22 protein-coding genes are annotated in these 21,373 nt (G+C 67.5%); 7 read left to right on the plus strand and 15 right to left on the minus strand.

The window, feature by feature from the left end; genetic code table 11:
- Positions 1 to 16 precede the first annotated feature (16 nt).
- The 3 genes from ACWPN5_RS19265 to folK form a co-directional block, all read right to left on the minus strand.
- A complete protein-coding gene (locus ACWPN5_RS19265) occupies positions 17 to 175 on the minus strand; it encodes a hypothetical protein (protein WP_174440004.1) in 159 nt (52 codons plus the stop codon).
- Between the two features lie 207 nt (positions 176 to 382).
- On the minus strand, positions 383 to 790 hold the full coding sequence (locus tag ACWPN5_RS19270; protein WP_145680568.1) for a dihydroneopterin aldolase: 408 nt from the start codon (positions 788 to 790) through the stop codon (positions 383 to 385).
- A gap of 165 nt (positions 791 to 955) precedes the next feature.
- Entirely contained in the window at positions 956 to 1,462 is a 507-nt protein-coding gene (gene folK / locus ACWPN5_RS19275; protein WP_145680569.1) for a 2-amino-4-hydroxy-6-hydroxymethyldihydropteridine diphosphokinase, read from the minus strand.
- Between the two features lie 238 nt (positions 1,463 to 1,700).
- Here folK and ACWPN5_RS19280 point away from each other — a divergent pair, with 238 nt between their 5' ends.
- From ACWPN5_RS19280 to ACWPN5_RS19290, 3 genes are all read left to right on the plus strand, one after another.
- On the plus strand, positions 1,701 to 2,162 hold the full coding sequence (locus ACWPN5_RS19280; protein WP_145680570.1) for a hypothetical protein: 462 nt from the start codon (positions 1,701 to 1,703) through the stop codon (positions 2,160 to 2,162).
- 121 nt (positions 2,163 to 2,283) lie between these two features.
- The gene (locus ACWPN5_RS19285; RefSeq protein WP_492296908.1) at positions 2,284 to 2,979 is read left to right on the plus strand and encodes an SRPBCC family protein; all 696 of its coding nucleotides are present in this window, start codon (positions 2,284 to 2,286) and stop codon (positions 2,977 to 2,979) included.
- A 129-nt stretch (positions 2,980 to 3,108) separates the two neighbouring features.
- A complete protein-coding gene (locus ACWPN5_RS19290) occupies positions 3,109 to 3,489 on the plus strand; it encodes a c-type cytochrome (protein WP_145671894.1) in 381 nt (126 codons plus the stop codon).
- Between the two features lie 84 nt (positions 3,490 to 3,573).
- Here the strand turns inward: ACWPN5_RS19290 and pepN are convergent, their stop codons facing one another.
- The 12 genes from pepN to ACWPN5_RS19350 form a co-directional block, all read right to left on the minus strand.
- Positions 3,574 to 6,231, minus strand: a complete 2,658-nt coding sequence (gene pepN / locus ACWPN5_RS19295) for an aminopeptidase N (protein WP_492296910.1) — start codon at positions 6,229 to 6,231, stop codon at positions 3,574 to 3,576.
- Between the two features lie 177 nt (positions 6,232 to 6,408).
- Positions 6,409 to 6,765 (minus strand): HesB/IscA family protein, encoded by a 357-nt coding sequence (locus ACWPN5_RS19300; protein WP_145680574.1) that lies wholly within the window; start codon positions 6,763 to 6,765, stop codon positions 6,409 to 6,411.
- A gap of 16 nt (positions 6,766 to 6,781) precedes the next feature.
- Complete coding sequence (locus tag ACWPN5_RS19305) at positions 6,782 to 7,207, minus strand: iron-sulfur cluster assembly protein (protein ID WP_145680575.1); 426 nt, start codon at positions 7,205 to 7,207, stop codon at positions 6,782 to 6,784.
- 23 nt (positions 7,208 to 7,230) lie between these two features.
- Complete coding sequence (gene sufU, locus ACWPN5_RS19310; RefSeq protein WP_014197141.1) at positions 7,231 to 7,698, minus strand: Fe-S cluster assembly sulfur transfer protein SufU; 468 nt, start codon at positions 7,696 to 7,698, stop codon at positions 7,231 to 7,233.
- Positions 7,695 to 8,957 (minus strand): cysteine desulfurase, encoded by a 1,263-nt coding sequence (locus tag ACWPN5_RS19315; protein ID WP_145680576.1) that lies wholly within the window; start codon positions 8,955 to 8,957, stop codon positions 7,695 to 7,697. Before ACWPN5_RS19315 ends, sufU begins: the two co-directional genes overlap by 4 nt.
- Positions 8,958 to 8,971: 14 nt before the next feature.
- Positions 8,972 to 10,321, minus strand: a complete 1,350-nt coding sequence (sufD, locus tag ACWPN5_RS19320; protein WP_492296912.1) for a Fe-S cluster assembly protein SufD — start codon at positions 10,319 to 10,321, stop codon at positions 8,972 to 8,974.
- 2 nt (positions 10,322 to 10,323) lie between these two features.
- Positions 10,324 to 11,076: a Fe-S cluster assembly ATPase SufC gene (gene sufC, locus ACWPN5_RS19325; protein WP_492296913.1), complete on the minus strand. Its 753-nt coding sequence runs from the start codon at positions 11,074 to 11,076 to the stop codon at positions 10,324 to 10,326.
- Positions 11,077 to 11,108: 32 nt separating this feature from the next.
- A complete protein-coding gene (gene sufB, locus ACWPN5_RS19330) occupies positions 11,109 to 12,596 on the minus strand; it encodes a Fe-S cluster assembly protein SufB (protein WP_014197137.1) in 1,488 nt (495 codons plus the stop codon).
- A gap of 48 nt (positions 12,597 to 12,644) precedes the next feature.
- Positions 12,645 to 13,127, minus strand: a complete 483-nt coding sequence (locus tag ACWPN5_RS19335; RefSeq protein WP_145671907.1) for an SUF system Fe-S cluster assembly regulator — start codon at positions 13,125 to 13,127, stop codon at positions 12,645 to 12,647.
- A 275-nt stretch (positions 13,128 to 13,402) separates the two neighbouring features.
- On the minus strand, positions 13,403 to 14,413 hold the full coding sequence (locus ACWPN5_RS19340) for a hypothetical protein (RefSeq protein WP_492296915.1): 1,011 nt from the start codon (positions 14,411 to 14,413) through the stop codon (positions 13,403 to 13,405).
- A 25-nt stretch (positions 14,414 to 14,438) separates the two neighbouring features.
- Positions 14,439 to 14,855: a phage holin family protein gene (locus tag ACWPN5_RS19345; RefSeq protein WP_145671909.1), complete on the minus strand. Its 417-nt coding sequence runs from the start codon at positions 14,853 to 14,855 to the stop codon at positions 14,439 to 14,441.
- Positions 14,852 to 15,832, minus strand: coding sequence for a hypothetical protein (locus ACWPN5_RS19350; RefSeq protein WP_492296917.1), 981 nt, complete (start codon positions 15,830 to 15,832; stop codon positions 14,852 to 14,854). Before ACWPN5_RS19350 ends, ACWPN5_RS19345 begins: the two co-directional genes overlap by 4 nt.
- A 260-nt stretch (positions 15,833 to 16,092) precedes the next feature.
- On the opposite strand from ACWPN5_RS19350, the gene ACWPN5_RS19355 reads away from it, so the two are divergent.
- The 4 genes from ACWPN5_RS19355 to ACWPN5_RS19370 all read left to right on the plus strand — a co-directional run bounded on the left by ACWPN5_RS19355 (position 16,093) and on the right by ACWPN5_RS19370 (position 21,324).
- Positions 16,093 to 17,544, plus strand: coding sequence for a hypothetical protein (locus ACWPN5_RS19355; RefSeq protein WP_492296919.1), 1,452 nt, complete (start codon positions 16,093 to 16,095; stop codon positions 17,542 to 17,544).
- Positions 17,545 to 18,355: 811 nt separating this feature from the next.
- Positions 18,356 to 18,895, plus strand: a complete 540-nt coding sequence (locus ACWPN5_RS19360; protein ID WP_145680580.1) for a hypothetical protein — start codon at positions 18,356 to 18,358, stop codon at positions 18,893 to 18,895.
- A complete protein-coding gene (locus ACWPN5_RS19365; RefSeq protein WP_172428359.1) occupies positions 18,888 to 19,688 on the plus strand; it encodes a response regulator transcription factor in 801 nt (266 codons plus the stop codon). Before ACWPN5_RS19360 ends, ACWPN5_RS19365 begins: the two co-directional genes overlap by 8 nt.
- A gap of 82 nt (positions 19,689 to 19,770) precedes the next feature.
- The gene (locus ACWPN5_RS19370) at positions 19,771 to 21,324 is read left to right on the plus strand and encodes a sensor histidine kinase (RefSeq protein WP_247888069.1); all 1,554 of its coding nucleotides are present in this window, start codon (positions 19,771 to 19,773) and stop codon (positions 21,322 to 21,324) included.
- Positions 21,325 to 21,373 lie beyond the last annotated feature (49 nt).

Here is a 21,373-nt window from a genome sequence, read left to right on the forward strand (position 1 = left end):
ATCAAGGAGGCCGGCATCAGGCGGCCAGCCGGTCCTCGCGGTCGCGCAAATTGCGCCCGACCTGTTCAAGAAGTTGCCGTAGGGTTTCCGCGGTCATGCCGTCCCGATTCATCAGGGCGACGATGATGGGCTCGTCCAGGATTTCCGACAGGGTCGGAGCCGTCAATTGGTCCATGTTACCCTCCCTGTTCATTCCGGCCGGCCGAGAGGCGGCGTCGTTTCCATTCTACGCAAGATACGGTATTTCGCAACAATGATGCGCCGCGAAATAAACGAATAGAGTCGGCGCAAAGGTAGAAAAGCGCTGAGTGTTCATGCCTGAACGTCGCACCGATGCCTATGCGGGTAATGTGGTTACCCCGATGGAGGGATTTGGTCCGGCTCAGCTGTCCGCGTCGCGGTTCCGGATGATCGTAACTCCGGCTCCGGCGGTGTCAGGACGCGGGGAGGAAAGCTCCACATCGACGCGCGCACGGCGGACCTTCGGGTGGGCCAGGCAGAGATCGGCGGTGCAGTTGGCCAGATAGTCGGGACCCGGCACCGACTCCTGCGCGCACAACCGGCGGAGATCTTCGACGATGTCTTCGTAGGACATGACGGCGGTGATGTCGTCGGGGAAGCTCACGCCGGGGTGGCTGACCTTCAACTCGAGGCTGATTCGGACGGTGGAGCGGTCGGGGCGCCCGGCGAGCGACACGGTGGCGGTGAAGTCGCGCAGCAGAATGGTGTAGGTCGCCGCCGCGACGGAGGCATCGGCGCCGGAAGGTCGGGTAACAGGGTCGTTGGCCAAAAAACATCTCCTGGCGGGTGGCGGCCCTGGTCCATGCCCCGCCGGGGGCGGCCGCCTCGTCGCTGCGCCGCGCCCACTATAGCGCAGGCGCCCGCCCATTCGGCAAGGTCAGTCCGCCTACTCAGTCCGCCTACAAGGATCGGTCCGCTTCGACCATCGCCGGGGTCAGACCGTCACCGGACGCTCCGCGCCGATGCGGACCACCGTGTCGCGGCCCGGAACGGCGGCCAGAAGATCGTCGACGCTGCGCGCGATCGCCGGGTGCTGGAGGTCGCCCGCGATGTCGCCCAGCGGGGCCAGGACGAAAGCGCGCTCCGCGAGGCGGGGATGGGGGATCTCCAGCTCCGGCGCGTACATCACCAGCTCGCCATAAAACAGGATGTCGATGTCGATGGGGCGCGGCCCGAAGCGCGGTCCACCCTTCAGGTCGCGGCCCATCTCCGCCTCGACGCCTTTGACGTGGCTCAGGAGTTCCCATGGGCCGAGCGCGGTCTGGGCGCACAGCACCATGTTCAGGAAGGCCGGCTGGTCGGTCACATACATCGGGGCGGTTTCATAGACGGGCGAGGCCAGAGTGATGCGGACCTGCGGAGCGAGCCGCTGCTGCGCGGCCGCCAGATTGGCGGCGCGGTCGCCCAGATTGCTGCCAAGCGCTAGGTAGACCGTGGTCATCGCAGAACCGTCGCTAGTCGAAACCATACCATTGTCAGTCATACCACGATCCTCCGCTCCATCAACCGTCAAAGCGTGCTCACATCCGAAACCGGCCTCTCGTCCCCTGGGGAGGGGCGACCCCGAACGGGATCGGCGGGGAGCACGCTCCGGTTTAGGTAGCCGGCTTTCTCCGGGAACCGCAAGCGGTGGGCGGGGTTGTGCCAGTCGTGCGATGCTGCGTGGGAGGATGAGGGTCATGACGCTTCGGCAGGTCGGGACGGCGGCGCTTCTTGGGATGGCCGGGGCAATTCTGGCGTCCTGCGCCACGGGGCCGGACCCGCAGATCGCCCGGCGCGCCCAGACCGAACTGGTCGGCATGCCGAAGGAAAGGCTCCTCGCCTGCGCCGGTGTTCCGGCGCGGCAGGCCCAGGCCGGCGGTCGGGAATACTACACTTACGTCTCAGACCCCGGCGTGGCCGTCAGCCCGCTCGGCGGCAGCAGCATCGGCGTCGGCGGCTTCGGCGGGGGTGGGTCCAGCGGCGTCGGTGTCGGGCTGGGATTCGGGTTCCCGTTCAGCTCCTCCTCCCCCGGCATGTGCGAGGCCACGTTCGTCCTCGGACCGGGCGGAACCGTGGAGCAGGTGTCCTACCCGGGCAACGCCTCGCTGTCCGCCTGCACGCCGATCGTCCAGAACTGCGTGCCGCCCGCCCCGCGCTGAGCCGGTTCCGTCCCAGGTGAAAGGGGGACTGTGCTGAAAGGGGGGCTGTTGCCGGTTGCGGCCTTGCCGTATCGTCCGGCTATGGCTTGGCTGTGAAAAAAAGGCAGGGGAGGACAAGGTCATGGACATGAGCGGCAGCCAGCGCATCACGGCCCCGCGGGACAAGGTGTGGGCGGCGCTGAACGACCCGGAGATCCTGCGCCAGTGCATTCCCGGCTGCGAGGAGGTGCAGAAGACCTCCGACACGGAATTCACCGCCAAGGTGGTTGCCAAGGTCGGGCCGGTCAGCGCCAAGTTCTCCGGCAAGGTGACGCTCTCCGACCTCGACCCGCCCAACGGCTACAACATCACGGGCGAAGGGTCCGGCGGGGCCGCCGGTTTCGGCAAAGGCGGCGCCAAGGTCTCGCTGCAACCGGACGGCGAGGCAGCGACGGTCCTGTCCTACACGGCCAACGCCACGGTTGGCGGCAAGCTGGCGCAGATCGGGTCCCGTCTGGTCGACGCCACGGCGCGCAAGATGGCGGACGACTTTTTCAACCGCTTCACGGCGGTGGTCGGCGGGCCGCCGCCGGAACCGGTTGTCGGGCCGGCGTCCGAGAGCGTCGCTGCAGCGGTCTCCGCACCGGTCTCCGAAGCCGTTGCGCCGGCGGCCCGGAGCGCCGCCGCTCCGCAACCGGTGACGCCCGCCGTGGCGGCCCCGGCCCCGGAAATTCCCATTCCGCTGCCCGCCGCCCGGGGGCGGGGCGGCTTCTATGTTCCCTGGGCGGCGCTTGGAGTCGTGGCTGTTCTTGTGCTTCTTCTCGCCTGGATGAAATAACCCGTATTTGGTGTTTGTGTTTTGGGCGCGACACGTTGGGGGTTTGGCCTTAACCACAGAATGTGTATGCTGCGCCCGAACCTGCCGGCATCCGAATGCCGGCCTCATCCGGAAGGGGGAATCTGACCAATGAACAAGCATATCCTGGGCGCCGCCTTGATCGCCGGCATTGCCATGGGCGCGGGCGCCGCGCAGGCCGCTGACGCCGCCGCCGGTAAGGACGTCTTCAAGCAGTGCATGGCCTGCCACACCGCCGAGCAGGGCAAGAACAAGGTCGGCCCGTCGCTGTTCGGCGTCGTCGGCCGCCCGGCCGCCTCGATCGACGGCTTCAAGTATTCCAAGCCGATGCAGGAGAAGGCCGCCGGCGGTCTGGTCTGGACCCCCGACAACCTGAAGTCCTACATCACCGCCCCGAAGGAAGTCGTCCCGGGTGGCACGATGGCCTTCGCCGGGATCAAGGACGCCGGCAAGGTGGACGATCTGGTCGCCTTCCTGAGCGAGCAGAAGTAAAGACGCCCGCGTTTCGGCGCGGGGGTATGGACGGGCCGGAGGGGAAACCCTCCGGCCCTTTCCTTTTGCACCGGATTTTTCCGGTCAGCCCGCCGCCTCCAGGCTCTTGCTCGCCACTTCGAAGACGTCCGGCGACAGGCCCGGCGTGGCGACGATGCGTTCCAACTCGGCCTTCATCAGGGCACGGCGCGGCGCGTCGTAGCGGCGCAGGCGCGAGAAGGGGCCGACCATGCGGGCGGCCACCTGCGGGTTCATCGGGTCGAGCCGCAGGACCTGATCGGCCAGGAAGCGATAGCCCGCCCCGCTGGTGTCGTGGAAGCGCACCGGGTTGCCGCCCGCGAAGCCGCCGATCAGGGCGTAGACCTTGTTCGGGTTGCGGATCTCGAAGGCGGGGTGGGCGAGCAGCTCGGTTACCCGCTCCAGCGCGTCGGGCCGGTGCGAGGTCGCCTGCACGCCGAACCACTTGTCCACGACCAGCGCCTCGCCCTTCCAGCGCTCGTAGAAGCTGGCGATGGCCTCGTCCCGCTCCGGCGCGTTGGAATTGCTGAGGAACTGCAGCGCCGCCATCACGTCGGTCATCGCCTGGGCGCCACGATACTGGCCGAGGCAGAGGCCGAGCGCCTCCTCGTCCTCCAGCGCCATCAGATAGGCGAGGCAGAGATTCTTCAGCGCCCGCCGGCCGATGGCCGCGGCGTCGACCGAGAAGGGCTCGTTGCCCGCGTTGCGGCGGTGGGTCTCCAGCCAGCCGGGCCGCAACGCCTCGGCCAGCCGGCGGCGGGCGAACTCGCGCACGGCGTGGATGGCGTCGGGGTCGATCACCTCCATCTGCGTGCCGAGGTAGCTCTCGGTCGGCAGCACCAGGGCCTGCGCGGCAAAGGCCGGGTCCTGGTTGGCGTCCTCGAGGACGGCGCCCACCGCGTCGATGAAGCTCTGCGGCAACGCCAGTTCCCGCCCGGCCTGCCGGTCGGCGACCAGCGAGAGCAGCAGCCGGGTCGCCAGCGTCTGCCCGGCCTCCCAGCGGTTGAAGGCGTCGCTGTCGTTGGCCATCAGGAAGGTCAGGTCGCCGTCCGTCAGGTCGGCCCGCAGCTTCACCGGGGCGGAGAAACCGCGCAGCAGCGACGGCACCGGGCGGCCCGGAATGTCGGTGAAGGTGAAGGCCTGTTCGGCCTCGGTGATGTGCAGCGTGCGGCTGGTCCCGGCGGCTTCCGCCTCGCCGGTCAGGCGCAGCGGCAGGTCCGCCCCGTCCGGACCGAGCAGGCCCATGACCAGCGGGATGTGCATCGGCTCCTTCACCGGCTGGCCGGGGGTGGGCGGCACGGTCTGCTTGACGGTCAGCCGGTAGGTCTTGGCCGCCTCGTCATAGGCGCCGCTCACGTCCAGCTCGGGCGTGCCGGCCTGCCGGTACCAGCGCTTGAACTGGGTCAGGTCCACGCCGGTCGCGTCGGACATCGCCGCGGCGAAGTCGTCGCAGGTCACCGCCTGCCCGTCGTGGCGCTGGAAATACAGGTCCATGCCCTTGCGGAAGCCCTGCGGCCCCAGCAGCGTGTGGTACATGCGGATGACTTCCGACCCCTTGTCGTAAACGGTGGGGGTGTAGAAGTTGTTGATCTCCACATAGCTGTCCGGGCGGACGGGATGCGCCATGGCGCCGGAATCCTCGGGGAACTGCACGGTGCGCAGGCGCTGCACGTCGGCGATGCGCTTGACCGCCCGCGAGTTCATGTCGCTGGAGAATTCCTGGTCGCGGAAGACGGTCAGCCCTTCCTTCAACGAGAGCTGGAACCAGTCGCGGCAGGTGACGCGGTTGCCGGTCCAGTTGTGGAAATACTCATGCGCCACCACCGCCTCGATGCCGAGGAAGTCCTGGTCCGTAGCGGTCTCCGGCTTCGCCAGGATGTACTTCGTGTTGAAGACGTTGAGGGACTTGTTCTCCATCGCCCCCATGTTGAAGTCGCCGACCGCGACGATGTTGAAGATGTCCAGGTCGTATTCCAGACCAAACACCTCCTCGTCCCAGCGCATCGACTTGATGAGCGAACGCATGGCGTGGTCGACCTTGTCCTCGTTCCCCGGCTCGACATAGATGCGCAGGGTGACGTCGCGGCCGGACGCGGTGCGGAAGCGGTCCTCCTGATGCACCAGCGTGCCGGCGACCAGGGCGAACAGGTAGCAGGGCTTGGGGAAGGGGTCCTCCCACACCGCGCGGTGGCGTCCGTCGGGCAAGTCGCCGGATTCGATGAGGTTGCCGTTGGACAGCAGCACCGGATAGCGCGCCTTGTCCGCGGTGATCGTGGTGGTGTAGCGGGCCATCACGTCGGGCCGGTCGGCGAAGTAGGTGATCTTGCGGAAGCCCTCCGCCTCGCACTGGCTGCAGAAGTTGCCGGAGGACTTGTAGAGCCCCTCCAGCGCGGTGTTCTCCTGCGGCTTGATGCGGACGACGGTTTCCAGCGTGAAGCTCTCCGGCACGCTGTGGACGGTCAGATGGTCCGGCGTGACGGTGTAGTCGGCATCGCCCAGCGGCCGCCCGTTCAGCGCCACGGACACCAGTTCCAGCCGCTGCCCGTCCAACGTCAGCGGCAGCGCCGCCGCGTCGTCGCGCGCCGGGTTGCGTCGCAGCCTGAGCTGTGCGCGGACCGTGGTCACGTCCTCGCCGAGGTCGAAGAACAGATCGACCGTGTCGATCAGATGCGCGGGCGGGCGGTAGTCCTGCAGGCGGATGGCCTTGGGCGTGCCTTTGTCCATGGGGCTTTTCTCTAACCTTGTTTTGGCCGTGTCGGCGTCGCGGGGACGGACTCTAACATGGAGAGTGGGGACGCGGAGTGCCGTTGGACAGGGCCACCGTCACTCTCAGACGATCCATGAAAAAAGCCCCCATCCGTCAGGAAGGGGGCTTTCGTGGCTCGGTACGCCGCGTCGACCTCAAACGTGGAAGCTCTCGCCGCAGCCGCAGCGGCCCTTCTCGTTCGGGTTCTTGAAGACGAAGCCGGTCTGGAACTTGTCGTCGACGTAGTCCATCTCGCTGCCGATCAGGAACATCACGGCGGCGGGGTCGATCAGGACGGTGACGCCCTTGTCCTCGACCACCTCGTCGAACTTCATTTTTTCCTTGGCGTACTGCACGTCGTAGCTGAGGCCGGAACAACCCTTGGCCTTCACGCCGATGCGCAGGCCGATGTAGTCGTCGGTCGCCTTTGACATCAGAAGCCGCACGCGCTCCGCGGCGGCGTCGGTGATGGAAAGGGCCTTGGGGAGAGAAGCCGTAGAAGCCGTGGCCATGGGGATCTTCGCCTCCTTAAAACATGTCCAGTTGGACCCGCGCGACCTCGGACATCATGTCCTGGCGCCAGGGCGGTTCCCAAACCAGTTCCACCTTGCATGTGGTGACGTCCTCGACGGACTCAACCGCTTGCTGCACCTGCATCGGCAGTTCGCCGGCCACCGGGCACATGGGGCTGGTCAGCGTCATGTCGATCTCGACCTCGTTGTTCGGGCCGATGTCGACGCGGTAGATCAGCCCCAGCTCCCAGATGTCCACGGGGATTTCCGGGTCGTAGCAGCTCTTCAGCGCCGAGATCACCGCCTCGCTCAGCGCGGCGCGCGGGTCGTAGGCGGCCTTGGCCGCGGCCATGTCCGCTTCGGTCTGGTTCATCGGCCTGGCCTCCGCGGCGTCGGCGTCCTTGGAGATGGCGTCAGTGGGGGAGATCGCGTCATCGGGCATCGCGTTTCACCGTTTCCTGCAACTTACTCGCTGCTCGCCTTGTCCTCGCCTTCGATGGCCGCGTTCATCGCGTGCCAGGCGAGGGTGGCGCATTTCACGCGCACCGGGAACTGACGGACGCCGGACAGCACCATCAGCCGTTCCATGGCGTCCTCGTCCACCGGGCCGTGGTCGCCGTGGTCATGGTCGTCCTTGGTGCAGAGGTCGTGGAAGGTCTCGAACAGGGCCTTGGCTTCCGCCTCGGTCTTGCCCTTAACCACCTCGGTCATCATGGACGCGCTGGCGGTGGAGATGGCGCAGCCGCGGCCCTGGAAGGCCACATCCTCGACCACCCCGTCCTTCAGCTTCAGGTAGACCATGAAGCGGTCGCCGCACATGGGGTTCTCACCCTTGGCCTCCCGGTTGGCATCGTCGGGATGCCGGAAGTTCCGGGGGTTCTTGCCGTGGTCCAGGATCACTTCCTGGTACAGCTCGCGCAGTTCGTCCATCATGCTCCGAAGAACTCCTTCACCGCGATCACCGATTCGACCAGAGCGTCGGCTTCCGCCCGCGTGTTGTAAAGGGCGAAGCTGGCCCGCGCCGTGGCGCCGACCCCGAAACGCTCCATCAGCGGTTCCGCGCAGTGGCGGCCGACGCGGACGGCCACGCCGTACTGATCCACGATGGTGCCGAGGTCGTGCGGGTGCACGCCCTCCAGCGTGAAGGAAATGATCGGACCCTTGCCCGGCGCGGTGCCGTAGACGCGCAGGCCGTCGATCTGGGAAAGCTGCTGCGTGGCGTATTGGAGCAGGTCATGCTCGTGCGCCGCGATGGCCTCGCGACCCAGGGACTCCATGTAATCCAGCGCCACGCCCAGCCCGATCACCTCGGTGATCGCCGGGGTACCGGCCTCGAAGCGGGCCGGCGGGGCCTTGAAGGTGGTGCCTTCGAAGCTGACGCTCTCGATCATGTCGCCGCCGCCCTGATAGGGGGGCATCTTCTTCAGCAGATCGTACTTGCCGTACAGCACGCCGGTCCCGGTCGGGCCGTACAGCTTGTGGCCGGTCATGATGTAGAAGTCGGCGTCGATGTCCTGGACGTCCACCACGCCGTGCACCGCGGCCTGGCTGCCGTCGAACAGCACCGGCACGCCGCGCTCGTGCGCCATGCGGGCGATGAGCTTGGCCGGCGTCACCGTGCCCAGCACGTTGGAGCAGTGGGTCATCGCCACCAGCTTCGTGCGGTCGGACAGCAGGTCCTCGTAGGCGTTCAGGTCCAGCACGCCGTGCTCGTCCACCGGGACGACGCGGATGCGGATGCCCTTGTCCATCTGGAGGAGTTGCCACGGCACGATGTTGGCGTGGTGCTCCATGACCGAGACGATGATCTCGTCGCCTTCCGACAGGAAGGTCCGGCCATAGCTGTGGGCGACGAGGTTGACGGCCTCGGTCGCGCTGCGGGTGAAGACGATGTTGCGCTCCGACGGGGCGTTCAGGAAGCGGGCGACCTTGCGGCGGGCCTCCTCGAACTGGTCGGTCGCGGTCTGCGACAGGAAATGGACGCCCCGGTGGATGTTGGAATAATCCTCCTCCAGGAAGCGGGTCATGGCGTCGATGACCTGCCGCGGCTTCTGCGCGGAGGCGGCGCTGTCCAGATAGACGAGCGGCTTGCCAGGCTTGCCCTTCCGCTCGTGCACGGTGCGCGACAGGATGGGGAAGTCGGCGCGGACGCGCTCCACATCGAAGGTGGGGAGGGTGATCTGGGTGTCCATATCCGGGTCCCTCCTCAGCGCGCGTTCTGCCAGTCGGCAACGTAGCTCTGGAAGGCGTCGCGGACGCTTTCCTCGGCGATCTCCTCCAGCGCTTCGGACAGGAAGGCGCCGATCAGCAGGCCGCGGGCGGCCGCCTTGTCGATGCCGCGGGCGCGCAGGTAGAAGAGCTGGTCGTCGTCCAGTTCGCCCACCGTGGCGCCGTGGCTGCACTTCACGTCGTCGGCGTAGATCTCCAGCTCCGGCTTCGCGTCGATCTCCGCGGTGTCGGAAAGCAGGAGCGCGCGGTTCTGCTGGTAGCCGTCGGTCTTCTGGGCGTCGGGACGGACAATGATCTTGCCCTGGAAGACGGCGCGGGCCTGATCGTCGATCACGCCCTTGTAGACCTCGCGGCTGGTGCAGCAGGGCTTGGCGTGGTCGATGAAGGTCGTGGTGTCGACATGCTGGCCGCCGCGCACCATGTAGGCGCCGCTGACATGCGTGTCGCCTTCCTCACCGTCCAGGACACTGTTCACCTCGTTGCGCGACAGCTTGGCACCGATGGTGAGGATGAAGTTGTCGTACACGCCCTTGCCGGCCACCTTCGCCGTGGTGTGCGACAGGTGGAAGGACTCCGCGTGCTCGCGCTGGACCTTGTAGTGGTGGACCGACGCGCCCTCGCCGACGAAGACCTCGGTCACGCCGTTCGACAGGGTGGTGCAGGAGCCCAAGCCCACGTGATGCTCGACAATCACGGCGCGGGACTCCGCCTCCGCGACGATCAGGCCGCGCGGGTGGAAGGCGGTGGGTTGCGCCTCGGAACCGACGGAGACGAAGACCAGCTCGATGGTCTCCTCCACCGTGACGCCGCGCGGCACATGCAGGACCGGGCCGTCCGCCAGGAAGGCGGTGTTCAGCGCGACCAGCGGCTGATCGTCCGGGGCGGCGATGCGGCCCAGATGCTCGGCCACCAGATCGGGCTTGCGCGCCAGGGCGTCGGCGAGGTTCAGCAGTTCCACCCCCGCCGGCAGCCCGGCGGTGGAGGACAGCTCCGCCCGGAAGCGCCCGTCCACGAAGACCAACCGCGGGCCGGTCGCGCCGTCCGCGCGCACGGTCGGCAGCACGTCGAAGCGGGCGTCCGCCACAGAGGCGGGCTGGAAGGCCAGCTTGTCGAGCGCGCGCAGGTTCGTGTAGCGCCAGGACTCATTCTTGACGGTCGGCAGGCCCAGATCCGCAAAGCGGGCGCGGCCCTGGTCGCGCAGCCCGTCCAGCCAGGACAGGCCGGCGCCGGGCAGTCCGCCCTTCACGCGGTCGAGCTGCTCCAGGAAGGGCGTGGCCGCCGCCGGGTCATAGCCCCGCGGCGCCTTGGTGAGGGTCGTCGTCGCCATGATCAGGCCGCCTCGTTCACGCCGAACTCGGCGTAGCCGTTCTTCTCCAGTTCCAGCGCCAGTTCCTTGCCGCCGGAGCGCTGGATCTTGCCGAAGGCCAGCACATGGACATGGTCCGGCACGATGTAGTCGAGCAGGCGCTGGTAGTGGGTGATGACCAGCATCGACCGCTCCGGCGAGCGGAGCGCGTTCACGCCTTCGGCCACGATCTTCAGCGCGTCGATGTCCAGGCCGCTGTCCGTCTCGTCGAGGATGGCGAACTTCGGCTGGAGAACGGCCATCTGGAGCGTCTCGTTGCGCTTCTTCTCGCCGCCCGAGAAGCCGACATTGACCGCGCGCTTCAGCATCTCGTCGGTCATGCTCAGCGCCTTGGTCTTCTCGCGCACCAGCTTCAGGAACTGCATGGCGTCCAGCTCCGGCTCGCCGCGCTGCTTGCGGATGGCGTTCAGGGCGGACTTCAGGAAGGTGGTGTTGGCGACGCCGGGGATCTCGACCGGGTACTGGAAGGCCAGGAACAGGCCGGCGGCGGCGCGCTCCTCCGGCTCCATCTCCAGCAGGTCCTTGCCGAAGAAGCTCACCGAGCCCTCGGTGATCTCATAGCCGTCGCGGCCGGCCAGCACGTAGCTGAGCGTACTCTTGCCCGAGCCGTTCGGCCCCATGATGGCGTGCACCTCGCCCGGGTTGATCGTCAGGTCGATGCCCTTGAGGATTTCCTTGCCGTCCACCGAGGCGTGCAGGTTCTTGATCTCGATCATCGTTTCTTCTTCCTTCGCGATACGGTGGGCGGTCAGCCGACGCTGCCTTCGAGGCTGATGCCGACGAGCTTCTGGGCTTCCACGGCGAACTCCATGGGCAGCTCCTTCAGCACTTCCTTGCAGAAACCGTTGACGATCAGCGACACGGCGTCCTCTTCCGACAGGCCGCGCTGGCGGCAGTAGAAGAGCTGGTCCTCGCTGATCTTGGCGGTCGTCGCCTCGTGCTCGACGCGGGCGGTGCGGTTGCGGTTCTCGATGTAGGGCACCGTGTGGGCGCCGCACTGGTCGCCGATCAGCAGGCTGTCGCACTGGGTGTGGTTGCGCGCACCCTCCGCCTTCGGCAGGATCTTGACCAGCCCGCGGTAGGTCTGCTGCGCCCGCCCGGCGGAGATGCCCTTCGACACGATGGTCGAGCGGGTGTTCTTGCCGATGTGGATCATCTTGGTGCCGGTGTCGGCCTGCTGGAAGTTGTTGGTGATGGCGACCGAATAGAACTCGCCCACCGAATTGTCGCCCTGGAGGATGCAGCTCGGGTACTTCCAGGTGATGGCGGAACCGGTCTCCACCTGCGTCCAGGAAATCTTGGAGTTGCGGCCGCGGCAGGCGCCGCGCTTGGTCACGAAGTTGTAGATGCCGCCGACGCCCTCCGCGTTGCCGGGATACCAGTTCTGGACCGTCGAGTATTTGATTTGGGCGTCATCGAGGGCCACCAGCTCGACCACCGCGGCGTGAAGCTGGTTCTCGTCGCGCTGGGGCGCCGTGCAGCCTTCCAGATAGCTGACGTAGCTGCCCTCGTCGGCGATGATCAGCGTCCGCTCGAACTGGCCGGTGTTGGCCTGATTGATGCGGAAGTAGGTGGACAGCTCCATCGGGCAGCGCACGCCCTTCGGGATGTAGACGAAGCTTCCGTCGGTGAAGACCGCGCAGTTCAGCGTCGCGTAGAAGTTGTCGGTGTAGGGCACGACGGAGCCGAGATACTTCTGGACCAGCTCCGGACACTTGTGCACGGCCTCGGAGATCGCGCAGAAGATGATGCCCATCTCCTCCAGCTTGGCCTTGAAGGTGGTGGCGACCGACACGCTGTCGAACACGGCGTCCACGGCGATGGCCGGGCTCTTGCCCTCGGCCCCCTCGACGCCGGCCAGGATCTCCTGCTCGCGCAGCGGGATGCCCAGCTTCTCATAGGTCTTCAGCAGTTCGGGATCGACCTCGTCCAGCGACTTCGGGCGGTCCTTCATCTTGGGCGCGGCGTAATAGTGCGCGTCCTGATAGTCGATCGGCGGGAAGGACAGCTTCGCCCAATGGCGCGGCTCCTCCATCTCCTGCCAGACGCGGAACGCCTTCAGGCGCCATTCGAGAAGCCATTCCGGCTCCTCTTTCTTGGCGGAGATGAAGCGGACGATGTCCTCGTTCAGGCCCTTGGGCGCGACATCCGATTCGATGTCCGTCGTGAAGCCGTACTTGTACTTCTGCTCCGTGACGGCGCGGACCTGTTCGACGGTTTCGGTCGTGGCGGCCATGCTTGTCTCTCGTTCCCTGAAAGCGTTTCCGATGAAGGCGCCGAAACGTCAGACGGCGGCGCGCCGTGCCGGACCTGGGCCGGCTCCAATGCTGTCGAGTGGGCCGGGTGGGCCCTCCGCCCAGGCGGGCGGCCCCATCATGTCGGCCAGCGTCACCTGTTCGAGCGCGCCGCGGATGGCGCTGTTGACCTTTTCCCAGCCGCCGCGCATCGGGCACAGGCGCTGCACGCCGCACTGGCTGTCGCCGCCCTCCACGCAGGCGGTCAGAGCGATCGGGCCGTCGAGGGCCGTGATGATCTCGGCGATAGAGATTGCGTCGGCGGTGCGGCTGAGCGCATAACCACCGGCAGCGCCGCGGTGCGAGGTCGTGAGGCCCGCCGGGGTCAGCGTCTTCATGAGCTTGGCGACCGTGGGGGAGGGCACGCCCGTGCGCTCCGCCAGATGGGAAACGGTGTGAACCGTGCCCACATGGCGCGCCATTTCGCTCATCACGACGATGGCGTAGTCGGTCAGCTTGCTCAGCCGGATCATGACCACCCCGATACAGGACTAAATTGGTCCAGATTAAGTGGCCATCATAGGACCTTTGTCAAGCGGAACCGGAGCGGGATAACCGGGAAAAACACTCAGGTATAAGGATGGCAGGCCTGCGCCCGGCGCACGCTGCGGCGAACTGTCGCGGGCGTTCTCCACCCACGGGAAACCCTGCGCCGCGGTCGGACAACGAAAAACCGGCCCCGCGGTTGTGGCCGCGGGGCCGGTGCAGTCAGCGTGGAACCCGAAAGGAGCCCGTGTGCAAGGCCGGATCAGCCCGGCTTGCGCACCTCTTCCCGCGCCGCGTCGCTGGCCGCGCTCACCGCGTCGCCGACCTCCTCCTTGGCGGCCTCGACCGCCGCACGGGCGGCGCGGGTGCCACGATCCATGGCGTCGAGAGCCATCTCCTTGGCGCGGCTGGTCGCCTCGTCGGCGTAATCGCCGACCCAGCGGTCCTCATAGCGGGAGGCCGGGATGCTGGCGCCGAGCGCCGCGCCGAGGGCGACGCCCATCACGCCGGCGACCATCGGGTGGTCGTCGACCATCTCCCAGAACCGCCCGGTGGCGCTGTGCAAACGGTCCGAGGCCCGGAGGTGGCTGGCGCCGCCGTAGTTGCCGCCACGGTTGCCGATGTGGCTGTCCACGCGGCTGCTCATGTCGCGGCGCATGCCCTGCGCCCGGTCGCGGGCGTGGTCGGTGAGATCGTGCGCCCGGTCGCGAGCCTGATCGGCAAGTCCGCGCACGCGGTCGCCGGCGTCGTCCACGGCGTCGCTCGCCCGCTCATAGACGTGGCTCGCCGCGTCGCTGGCCCGCTCGTAGGCGTGGCTGGCGGCGTCGCGCACGCTGCTGCCGGCGCGGTAGAAGGTGTCGCGGGCGTATTGCGCGGCGCTGCCGGCGCGGTCGCGGACGTTGTGCATCGCGCCGCTGCGCGCGATGCGCCGGTCGTAGCCCGAGGCGGTGAGGGCCAGCCAGCCCAGGCCGATGCCGATCATGGCGAGCGGGATCGGGTTGCTGCGCATGGTGTCGCCGACCGAATGGGACCGCTGGTGGGTCTGGTTGCGGATCGGTTCGTAATAGCGGTCCTGGGCGCGCTCGCCGTAGCCGCCGGGGGTGGTGTGCATCCGGTTCATGGTCTGCTCCATCAGGTGACGGGGAGCGAGCCGCGCGGTCTTGCGCTTCAGCACCTGGATCGTGTCGCCGATCCGGGCTTGGCGTTCGCGGATCTCCCGTTGCATCGCGTCGTAGTCGCGGGGCGTTTCGCGCCCCTTCTCACCGCCGTTCATTGATCCGTCGCTCCTCGGCCGCCGCTCATCGCGCAAGCTGGGACCGGGCCCAACGCTTGTCGTCGCGCAGGGTCTCTATGGTGCGCTGCGGCTGGAGATTCTCCGGGCTGAGCCGCTTCTTGCCGATCATCGCCAGCACGCCGCCGATGACGAGCACGACGGCCCCGACAATGACGGCGGCGAGCCAAGGCTCGACCACCTTCGACAGGGCCAGCACCGCCGCGGCCAGCAGCACCAGGACGCCGGCAAAGGCGATCAGTCCGCCGGCGACCACATAGGCCGCACCCCCAGCCGCCTGACCGGCCTTCTCGGTCAGCTCGGCCTTGGCCAGTTCGATCTCGGTGCGGGCGAGGTTGGTGGTCTCGCGCGCCAGATCGGCGAACAGGCCGGAGATCGGTCGGTCTTGCCGCGGATCGTAGGAACGGTCCTCCGCAGCGCTCATGGTTTGATCCCCTGGATCGGCGTGCCGGCCACCGGCTTGGAGTCGGAGGTGCTACCCTGGGCGGTTCCGGGGGTGGACCCGGCGACCATCTCGGCGGCGTCACGGGTGCGGGCGGCGGTGGTCGCCGCGGTGGCGGTGTTCAGCGGACGCGGGCTCTCCTGGTTGCGGCCGACCCCGCCGCCGGCCGAGTTTATGGCCGTCGCCGATGTCATGCCGGAGGAGGCAAAGCCGGAGGACAGGCCGGACCGCGGCTGTCCCGCGCCGGTTCCCTCCATCGAGGCCGAGCCGCCAAACCCGGTGCGGCGATGACCGGCGAGGTCATGGTCGGTGCGCAGGGCTTCCTGTCCGGCGCGATCGGCGCCGCGGAGACCGAAATCGCGGTAGTCATGATGCTCCGGGTCATGGCCGCGGTGGCCGCGGTCGTGCCGGGCGTAGCCGCCGGTCAGGTGCGACGAGGACGCGCCGCGAAATCGCCGCTCTCCGGAGCTTTTGACGAAGCGGGCGAACAGGAAGCCGACGGCGAAGGCGGCGCCGACGAAGACCTCCGGCTGACGCCGCGCGAAGCGCTCCACCTGACCGACCATGTCGTCCACGGTGGAGTTGCGCAGCATGTCGGCCACCCGCTCCACGCGGTCGGCGGCCTGGCCGGCGTAATGGGCGGCGGTGCCGTTGTTCTCGTCGTTCAGCTGCTCCGCGGCCTTGTGCAGCGCGTTGGCGACGCTGCCGAGCTGGTCGGCGGCGCGGTCGGTCTGCGTCTCCAGAAGGGAGCGGATGCGGCCCTGGGCGGCGCCCAGGGTGTCGCGGCCGGCGTCAGAGGCCTCGCGGGCGGCCTCGCCGGCCATGCGGTTGATGTCATTGGAGGAACCCCGATTTTGCGAACGGTCGTTCCCCATTCCCGTGTTCGCCCCACGGTCGGCCATCGGGTCCGGCGTCTTGCGGTTCGGTTCGCCGGTGCCCAACGTATCGCGGTCTGCCATCTGTTTTCCTCCTCGGGGTCGGCAGCGGGCGTGTGCTGGCCCGCTGCCTGCGGCAATTCGCCGCGCTTTGCGGCGTCCGATGTCGGGAATCAAACACCCTCATGGGCATCGGAGTTCCGACGTGTGTATTGCGTTCCTGAGGAGCAACGCGGGGTTGCCGGTGTGCGGTCCGGTGTGCTGTCGGAATTGGACGGCCAGGGAAACTGTGCTAAACTTCCCCGCGAATTCGCGAAGGTTCAAACGAACCGGAGGAGGCGGCCGTGAACGGCATATTTTCCGCTCTGAGCAACGGCCAGAACAGCCTTTTCCAGCTCCAGAAGGCCAAGAAGGACTGGGAACGCGCGCTGGAAGCCATGGAGGGCAAGGACGCCAAGCAGGTCCTGACCGAGAAGGCCGACCAGGCGAAGCTGCCCTTCACCATGACTCCGGAGCAGCAGAAGAATTTCACCGCCGTGGTCAACGCGCTGGAGGAAGCCAAGCGCGTCGGCGGGCCGAAGGCCGTCGCCGCCCAACGGCTGGATGAGGTCGAGCGCAAGATCGAAGAACTGAAGATGATGATGCGCCACAGCCGTGGCGATCGGGAAAAGCTGGTGCAGCTGGCGCGCGAAGCCGCGATCCTTGCCAAGCAGGCCGGGCGGGCGGCCAAGGAGTATGGCGCCGGCGTGGCCGCGGCCGCGGAAATGGGACTCCCCGGCGGGGCGGGGGCGCCGTCGGTCGGCGGCATCACCGTCGAACGGACGACCACCCGCACCTCCATCACCATGGTCCAGACGGAGATCGCGGTCGATGTGACGGTAACCATCCGCGGCGACGGCGAGCCCAGTGAGGGCGCCCTGACCGACGGGGCGCCGCCGGACGCGTCCATGGCGCCGGCACCGGCTCCGTCCGTGCTGGCAACCGACGGCGCCGCCGCGGAGGGGACCACCGCCGCCGCGGATGCGGCAGCCAGGGACGAAGCGACGGAGGACGGGGAGGCGCGCTCCGCCGAGGCGGTGGCGGCGGAGGCGGCCGGTCTGGCCGGGCAGGTCTCCGTCCAGGGCGTGGCTTCGGATGGCAAGGCGTCTTCGGAGGACAAAGCGTCTTCGAATGACAAGGCCGCTGCCGAAAAGACGGAGCAAGAAAAGGAAAAAGACCGGGCGGAAGCGAAAGCCGACAAGGAGGCCGAGGAGCAGGCCGCGGACGGGCAGGGGAGCGACCTGGAGCGGTTGATGTCGGAGGCGGCGCCCAGCCTGAACGCCGCTCCCACCGCCCCTCAGGGCGACCGGATCCGCAACTACATCCAGCGGATGATGGCCGACAACGATCTGAAGATGTCGCGCTACCGCGAGGCCGACGAGTTCGGGCGCCGGGTGGAGGCCGTCCTTGCCACGGCGAAGTCGATCATTGCCGAAGCGAAGGCTGCCAACGAACTGGATCAGGCCGAAGAGAGACGCAAGGCGCGGCGGGAGTCCTTCAAGGATTACGACAAGATTGCCAAAGAGTCCCAGGACAACGTGAACGAACTGCGCCAGGCGGCCTTCGGGTCCAGCACGACCCTGAAGGACTTCGTGGAGGCCATGACCGACCCGAACGGTACGGGCGGCGGTTCCGGCGAGCCGGAAGGGTCCGCCGAGGGGGACGCGATCACGGCCTCGGCGGACAGTCTGCCGGCGTTCGGCGGAGGCGATCTGGGGACGCCCGCCCCGTCCGGTTCGGTCAATCTGCTCGCGTAGCGGCATTGCTGCCCCGGCGCCGGGGATGCCACCGGGCACCCCTTTTGTGCGCGTTGGCCGATTGCCTTCGGAAGTATCGCCATCAGAGTTAACCCAGCCCATTTCGCAGGCGGTGCAGTCTTGACGAAGGCGTCGGGCCGGGGCAGGATGGTGTCTGTGAAGGTTGATGCTCGAAAAGCATTGTACGCACAGTGCCGACCGGCGGTAACGCCGGCCGGATAGAAGGCTGGAGTTCAAGCGGCAACATCCTGTGAGACGCCATCACGGCGTTCTCATCTTACCGATACTGTTGCCCGTCCGGCTGACCGGCGGTGGGGCCATACCCGGGTGGCTCCGCCGCCGATTGTTTTTGGGGCTCTTTTTCGCCCTTTCCTTTTCCCTTCCCTCCCGCCGGTTTTCACGCCCATGGACGCACGGCGCCACGCGCCGTGTGTGCAAAACCCTTTGTGCGTCTCCCGTCACAGGTTAAGCCAAAGGAAAGTATGGGTATTTGAGGCGACCGGCGCCCTGTCACCTAGCCCACAAATAGGCAAATTAGTTCGAAATCCGACCTATCGATAGGAGTAGGAACAAAAATTGGCCGCAAATGTGCGCAAAAAGGGGGTATCAAACAGGGGTTTAACGCCACATTAACCAGACTGGACTGACCTTGATCTCACGGAGGCGGCAAGTGCAGGCATGGGGCCAGCAACACCGCCCGCGAATTCAACCACGTTGCTTGAAAGGCCCGACGATGACGATGACGGGTACCATATGCGAAGTGGCTGGAACCAATGCCGGAGTGGGGTGCCGGCGGCGGAAGGCGGGCCTTGTGCTGGCGGTTCTTCTGCTGGCCGGGTGCCCCGGCACCACGGTTCCTCCTGAAACGCAAACCGCCGGACCGACCGCCATGGCCGTTCCGGTGCCGAAGACGAAACCTGCTCCTCCGCGCGTCAAGACCGCGGGCAAGGATCAGGCGGCCATGCCGGCGGTGAACGGTCCGGGGACCGGATCCGCCGCCGCGGTCATCGCCATGGCTGGGACAGAGGTGGCGGGGCTGCCCCCCGTACCGTTCGGCGGCGCCAGCCCGCCCGCCACCCTGTCCCCCGAAACGCTCGTCGGCCTGGACCAAGTCCAGACCCGGCGTCTCCTGGGCACCCCTGCCGCAACGGAAGAGGCGCCACCTGCAAAGGTGTGGCATTACGCTAAGGGCGACTGTTCGCTCAAAGTCTTCTTCTTCATGGACATGACGTCCTCCCAGGACTTCCGTGCCCTTTCCTACGATATGAAGAGCAGCGAAAATGTCCCAGATGTCGATAAACGATGCTTCGCTCAACTCCTTGCCCAAGGCTGGGATGTCCGCAATGACTGAGGCCGCCGTCGCCCGCGTGGCGCTGGTCGACGACGACGACCTGTTCCGCGAATCCCTCAGCCTCAACCTCGCCGACGAGGGGTATGAGGTCATCACTTTCGACCGTGGCGAACCCGCGCTCGACTTCTTTGCCGAGGGCGGTTCGGTGGACATCGTCCTGCTGGACTGGCGCATGCCGAAGATGGACGGCATCGACGTTCTTCGCCAGATGCGCTCCCGCGGCATCGACCTGCCGGTGATCTTCCTCACCGTGCTGTCGGACCAGATTTACGAAGAGGCCGCCCTGGCCGGCGGCGCGCTCGACTTCGTCGAGAAGTCGCGCAGCCTGTCGATCCTGCTGAAGCGCATGCGCCTCATCGTGGACGGCTCGAAGGGCACGCCGGAGGAGGCCGAGGGGCCGAAGGAATCGGTCTACGCGCTCGGCAACCTCGACCTGCGCCTGGACAACAGCCGCGCCCTGTGGAACGGCAAGCGCATCGACCTGACGCTGACCGAGTTCAACATCGTCAAGCTGATGGCGACCCGTCCGGAAGAGGACGTGTCCTACCGCGAAATCTACGACCTCGTGCATGGCAAGGGCTTCCTGGCCGGCTATGGCCCGTCGGGCTACCGCGCCAACGTCCGCGCCTTCATCAAGCGCATCCGCCAGAAGTTCCGCGTGGTGGACGCCGAGTTCGATTGCATCGAAAACTATCCGGGCTTCGGCTACCGCTGGGGCAACGGCACGGGTGGCGCGGGCCGCACGCGCGACGACGACGCGGATGTGATGGCCGATGGCGCTGCTGCCGATTGAGGCCCGGGGGCCCGAGAGGGTGCCTGGCGGGGGGCCTGACGGCGCGCGGGACGGGGCGGAACTCACCAAGGGAGGCTTCTCCATGGCGGGTTTCCCCGGCGGCCGGCTGCGGTGGCTGTGGCACTCGCTGGCCAGCCGGCTGGCGCTGCTGACCATCGTCTTCCTGGCGGTCCCGGTGCTGATCTACGATCAGTTCCAGCGCGCCGACACCACGACGCAGACCCTGCTGCTGCAAAGCGCGCAGCGGCAGGGCGAGCTGATCGCCCGCGCTCTGGAGCCGGACCTGTCCCGCGCCAACCGCGCGGCCCTGCCGCAGCTCGGCCCCATCCTGCGCCGCTTCGCGGACGGGAACACGCGGCTGAAGCTGCTGGTGCGGCCGCGCGCCCTGGCCGGCAACAACCTGATGGGCAGCGACGGCTTCTACTACGTCGCCGCCGCCCCGTCGGTGCCCACCGACGACCTCGACGCCGAGCGGCACCAGCTCCTCGAACAGGGGGTGCTGGACCGGCTGGGCGCCTCCTGCGCCGGGAACGAGCCGCTGGCCCTGCGCCTGCCGCGCGCCTCGGGCGGCTATGAGATCCTGACCTCGGTCACGCCGATCAACACCGCCTTTGGCTGCTGGGCCCTGGTGACCAGCCACACCGCCGGCGGCTATCTGGAATCCTCCCTGGGGCGGCCCTACTGGAGCACGCCGGTCGTCCAGGCCGCGGCGATGATTTACATCGTCATGGCGGCGCTGGTGATGGCCGTGCTGCTTGGGGTGTGGCGCAACCTGCACCGCTTCGGCGATCTGGCCCGCGACATCGTGTCGGGCGGCATCGGCGAGGGCGGGCAGGGGTCCTTCACCAACCGCAACACCGTGCCGGAGCTGTCCGGGGTGGCCGAGGATTTCGACCGGCTGGTCGACACTCTGCGCGAGAGCGCGCGGTCGCTGCGCCGGGCGGCGGAGGACAACGCCCACGCCTACAAGACGCCCATCGCGGTCATCCGCCAGTCGGTGGAGCCGTTGCGCCGCTCGCTGTCCGCCGAAGACAACCGCAGCCAGCGCGCCCTGACCATGATCGAGAAGTCGGTCGACAAGCTCGACGGTCTGGTCTCCTTCGGGCGGCGCATGGACGAGGCCGCCGCCGACCTTCTGGTTCCGCCGCGCCGCCGGGTGGACCTGTCCGATCTGGTCGAGCGCATGGCCGGCGGCTACACCAGCCTGCTCGCCGAACGGCAGCTCCACATGCGCTCGCGCATCGAATCCGGGGTGGTCGTGCGGGCCAGCGATGACATCCTGGAAACCGTCATCGAGAATCTGGTGGAGAACGCCGTCAGCTTCTCGCCGCCGGACGGCACCGTCAGCGTGCGCCTGTCGCGCAACGGGGCCTGGGCGGAGCTGGTGGTCGAGGACGAGGGACCCGGCGTCGATCCGGCAAACCTGCCGCGCATCTTCGAACGCTACTTCTCCCAGCGTGAGCCGGGACGGGGCATGCCGGAGGACGCGGCGGCCCAGAACCAAGCCGAGGCGACCCATTTCGGCATCGGCCTGTGGATCGTGCGGCGGAACATCGAGGCCTTCGGCGGCAAGGTCCGCGCCGAGAACCGCTCCACCGGCGGCTTCCGCATGACGGTGACCCTGGCGGTGGCGTAAGCGGGGGCAGTTCCTGTACGCGCCACTCCGTACCGCTGTGGCCGGACCG

The sequence above is a fragment of the Azospirillum sp. UENF 211521 genome (genome assembly GCF_058780535.1).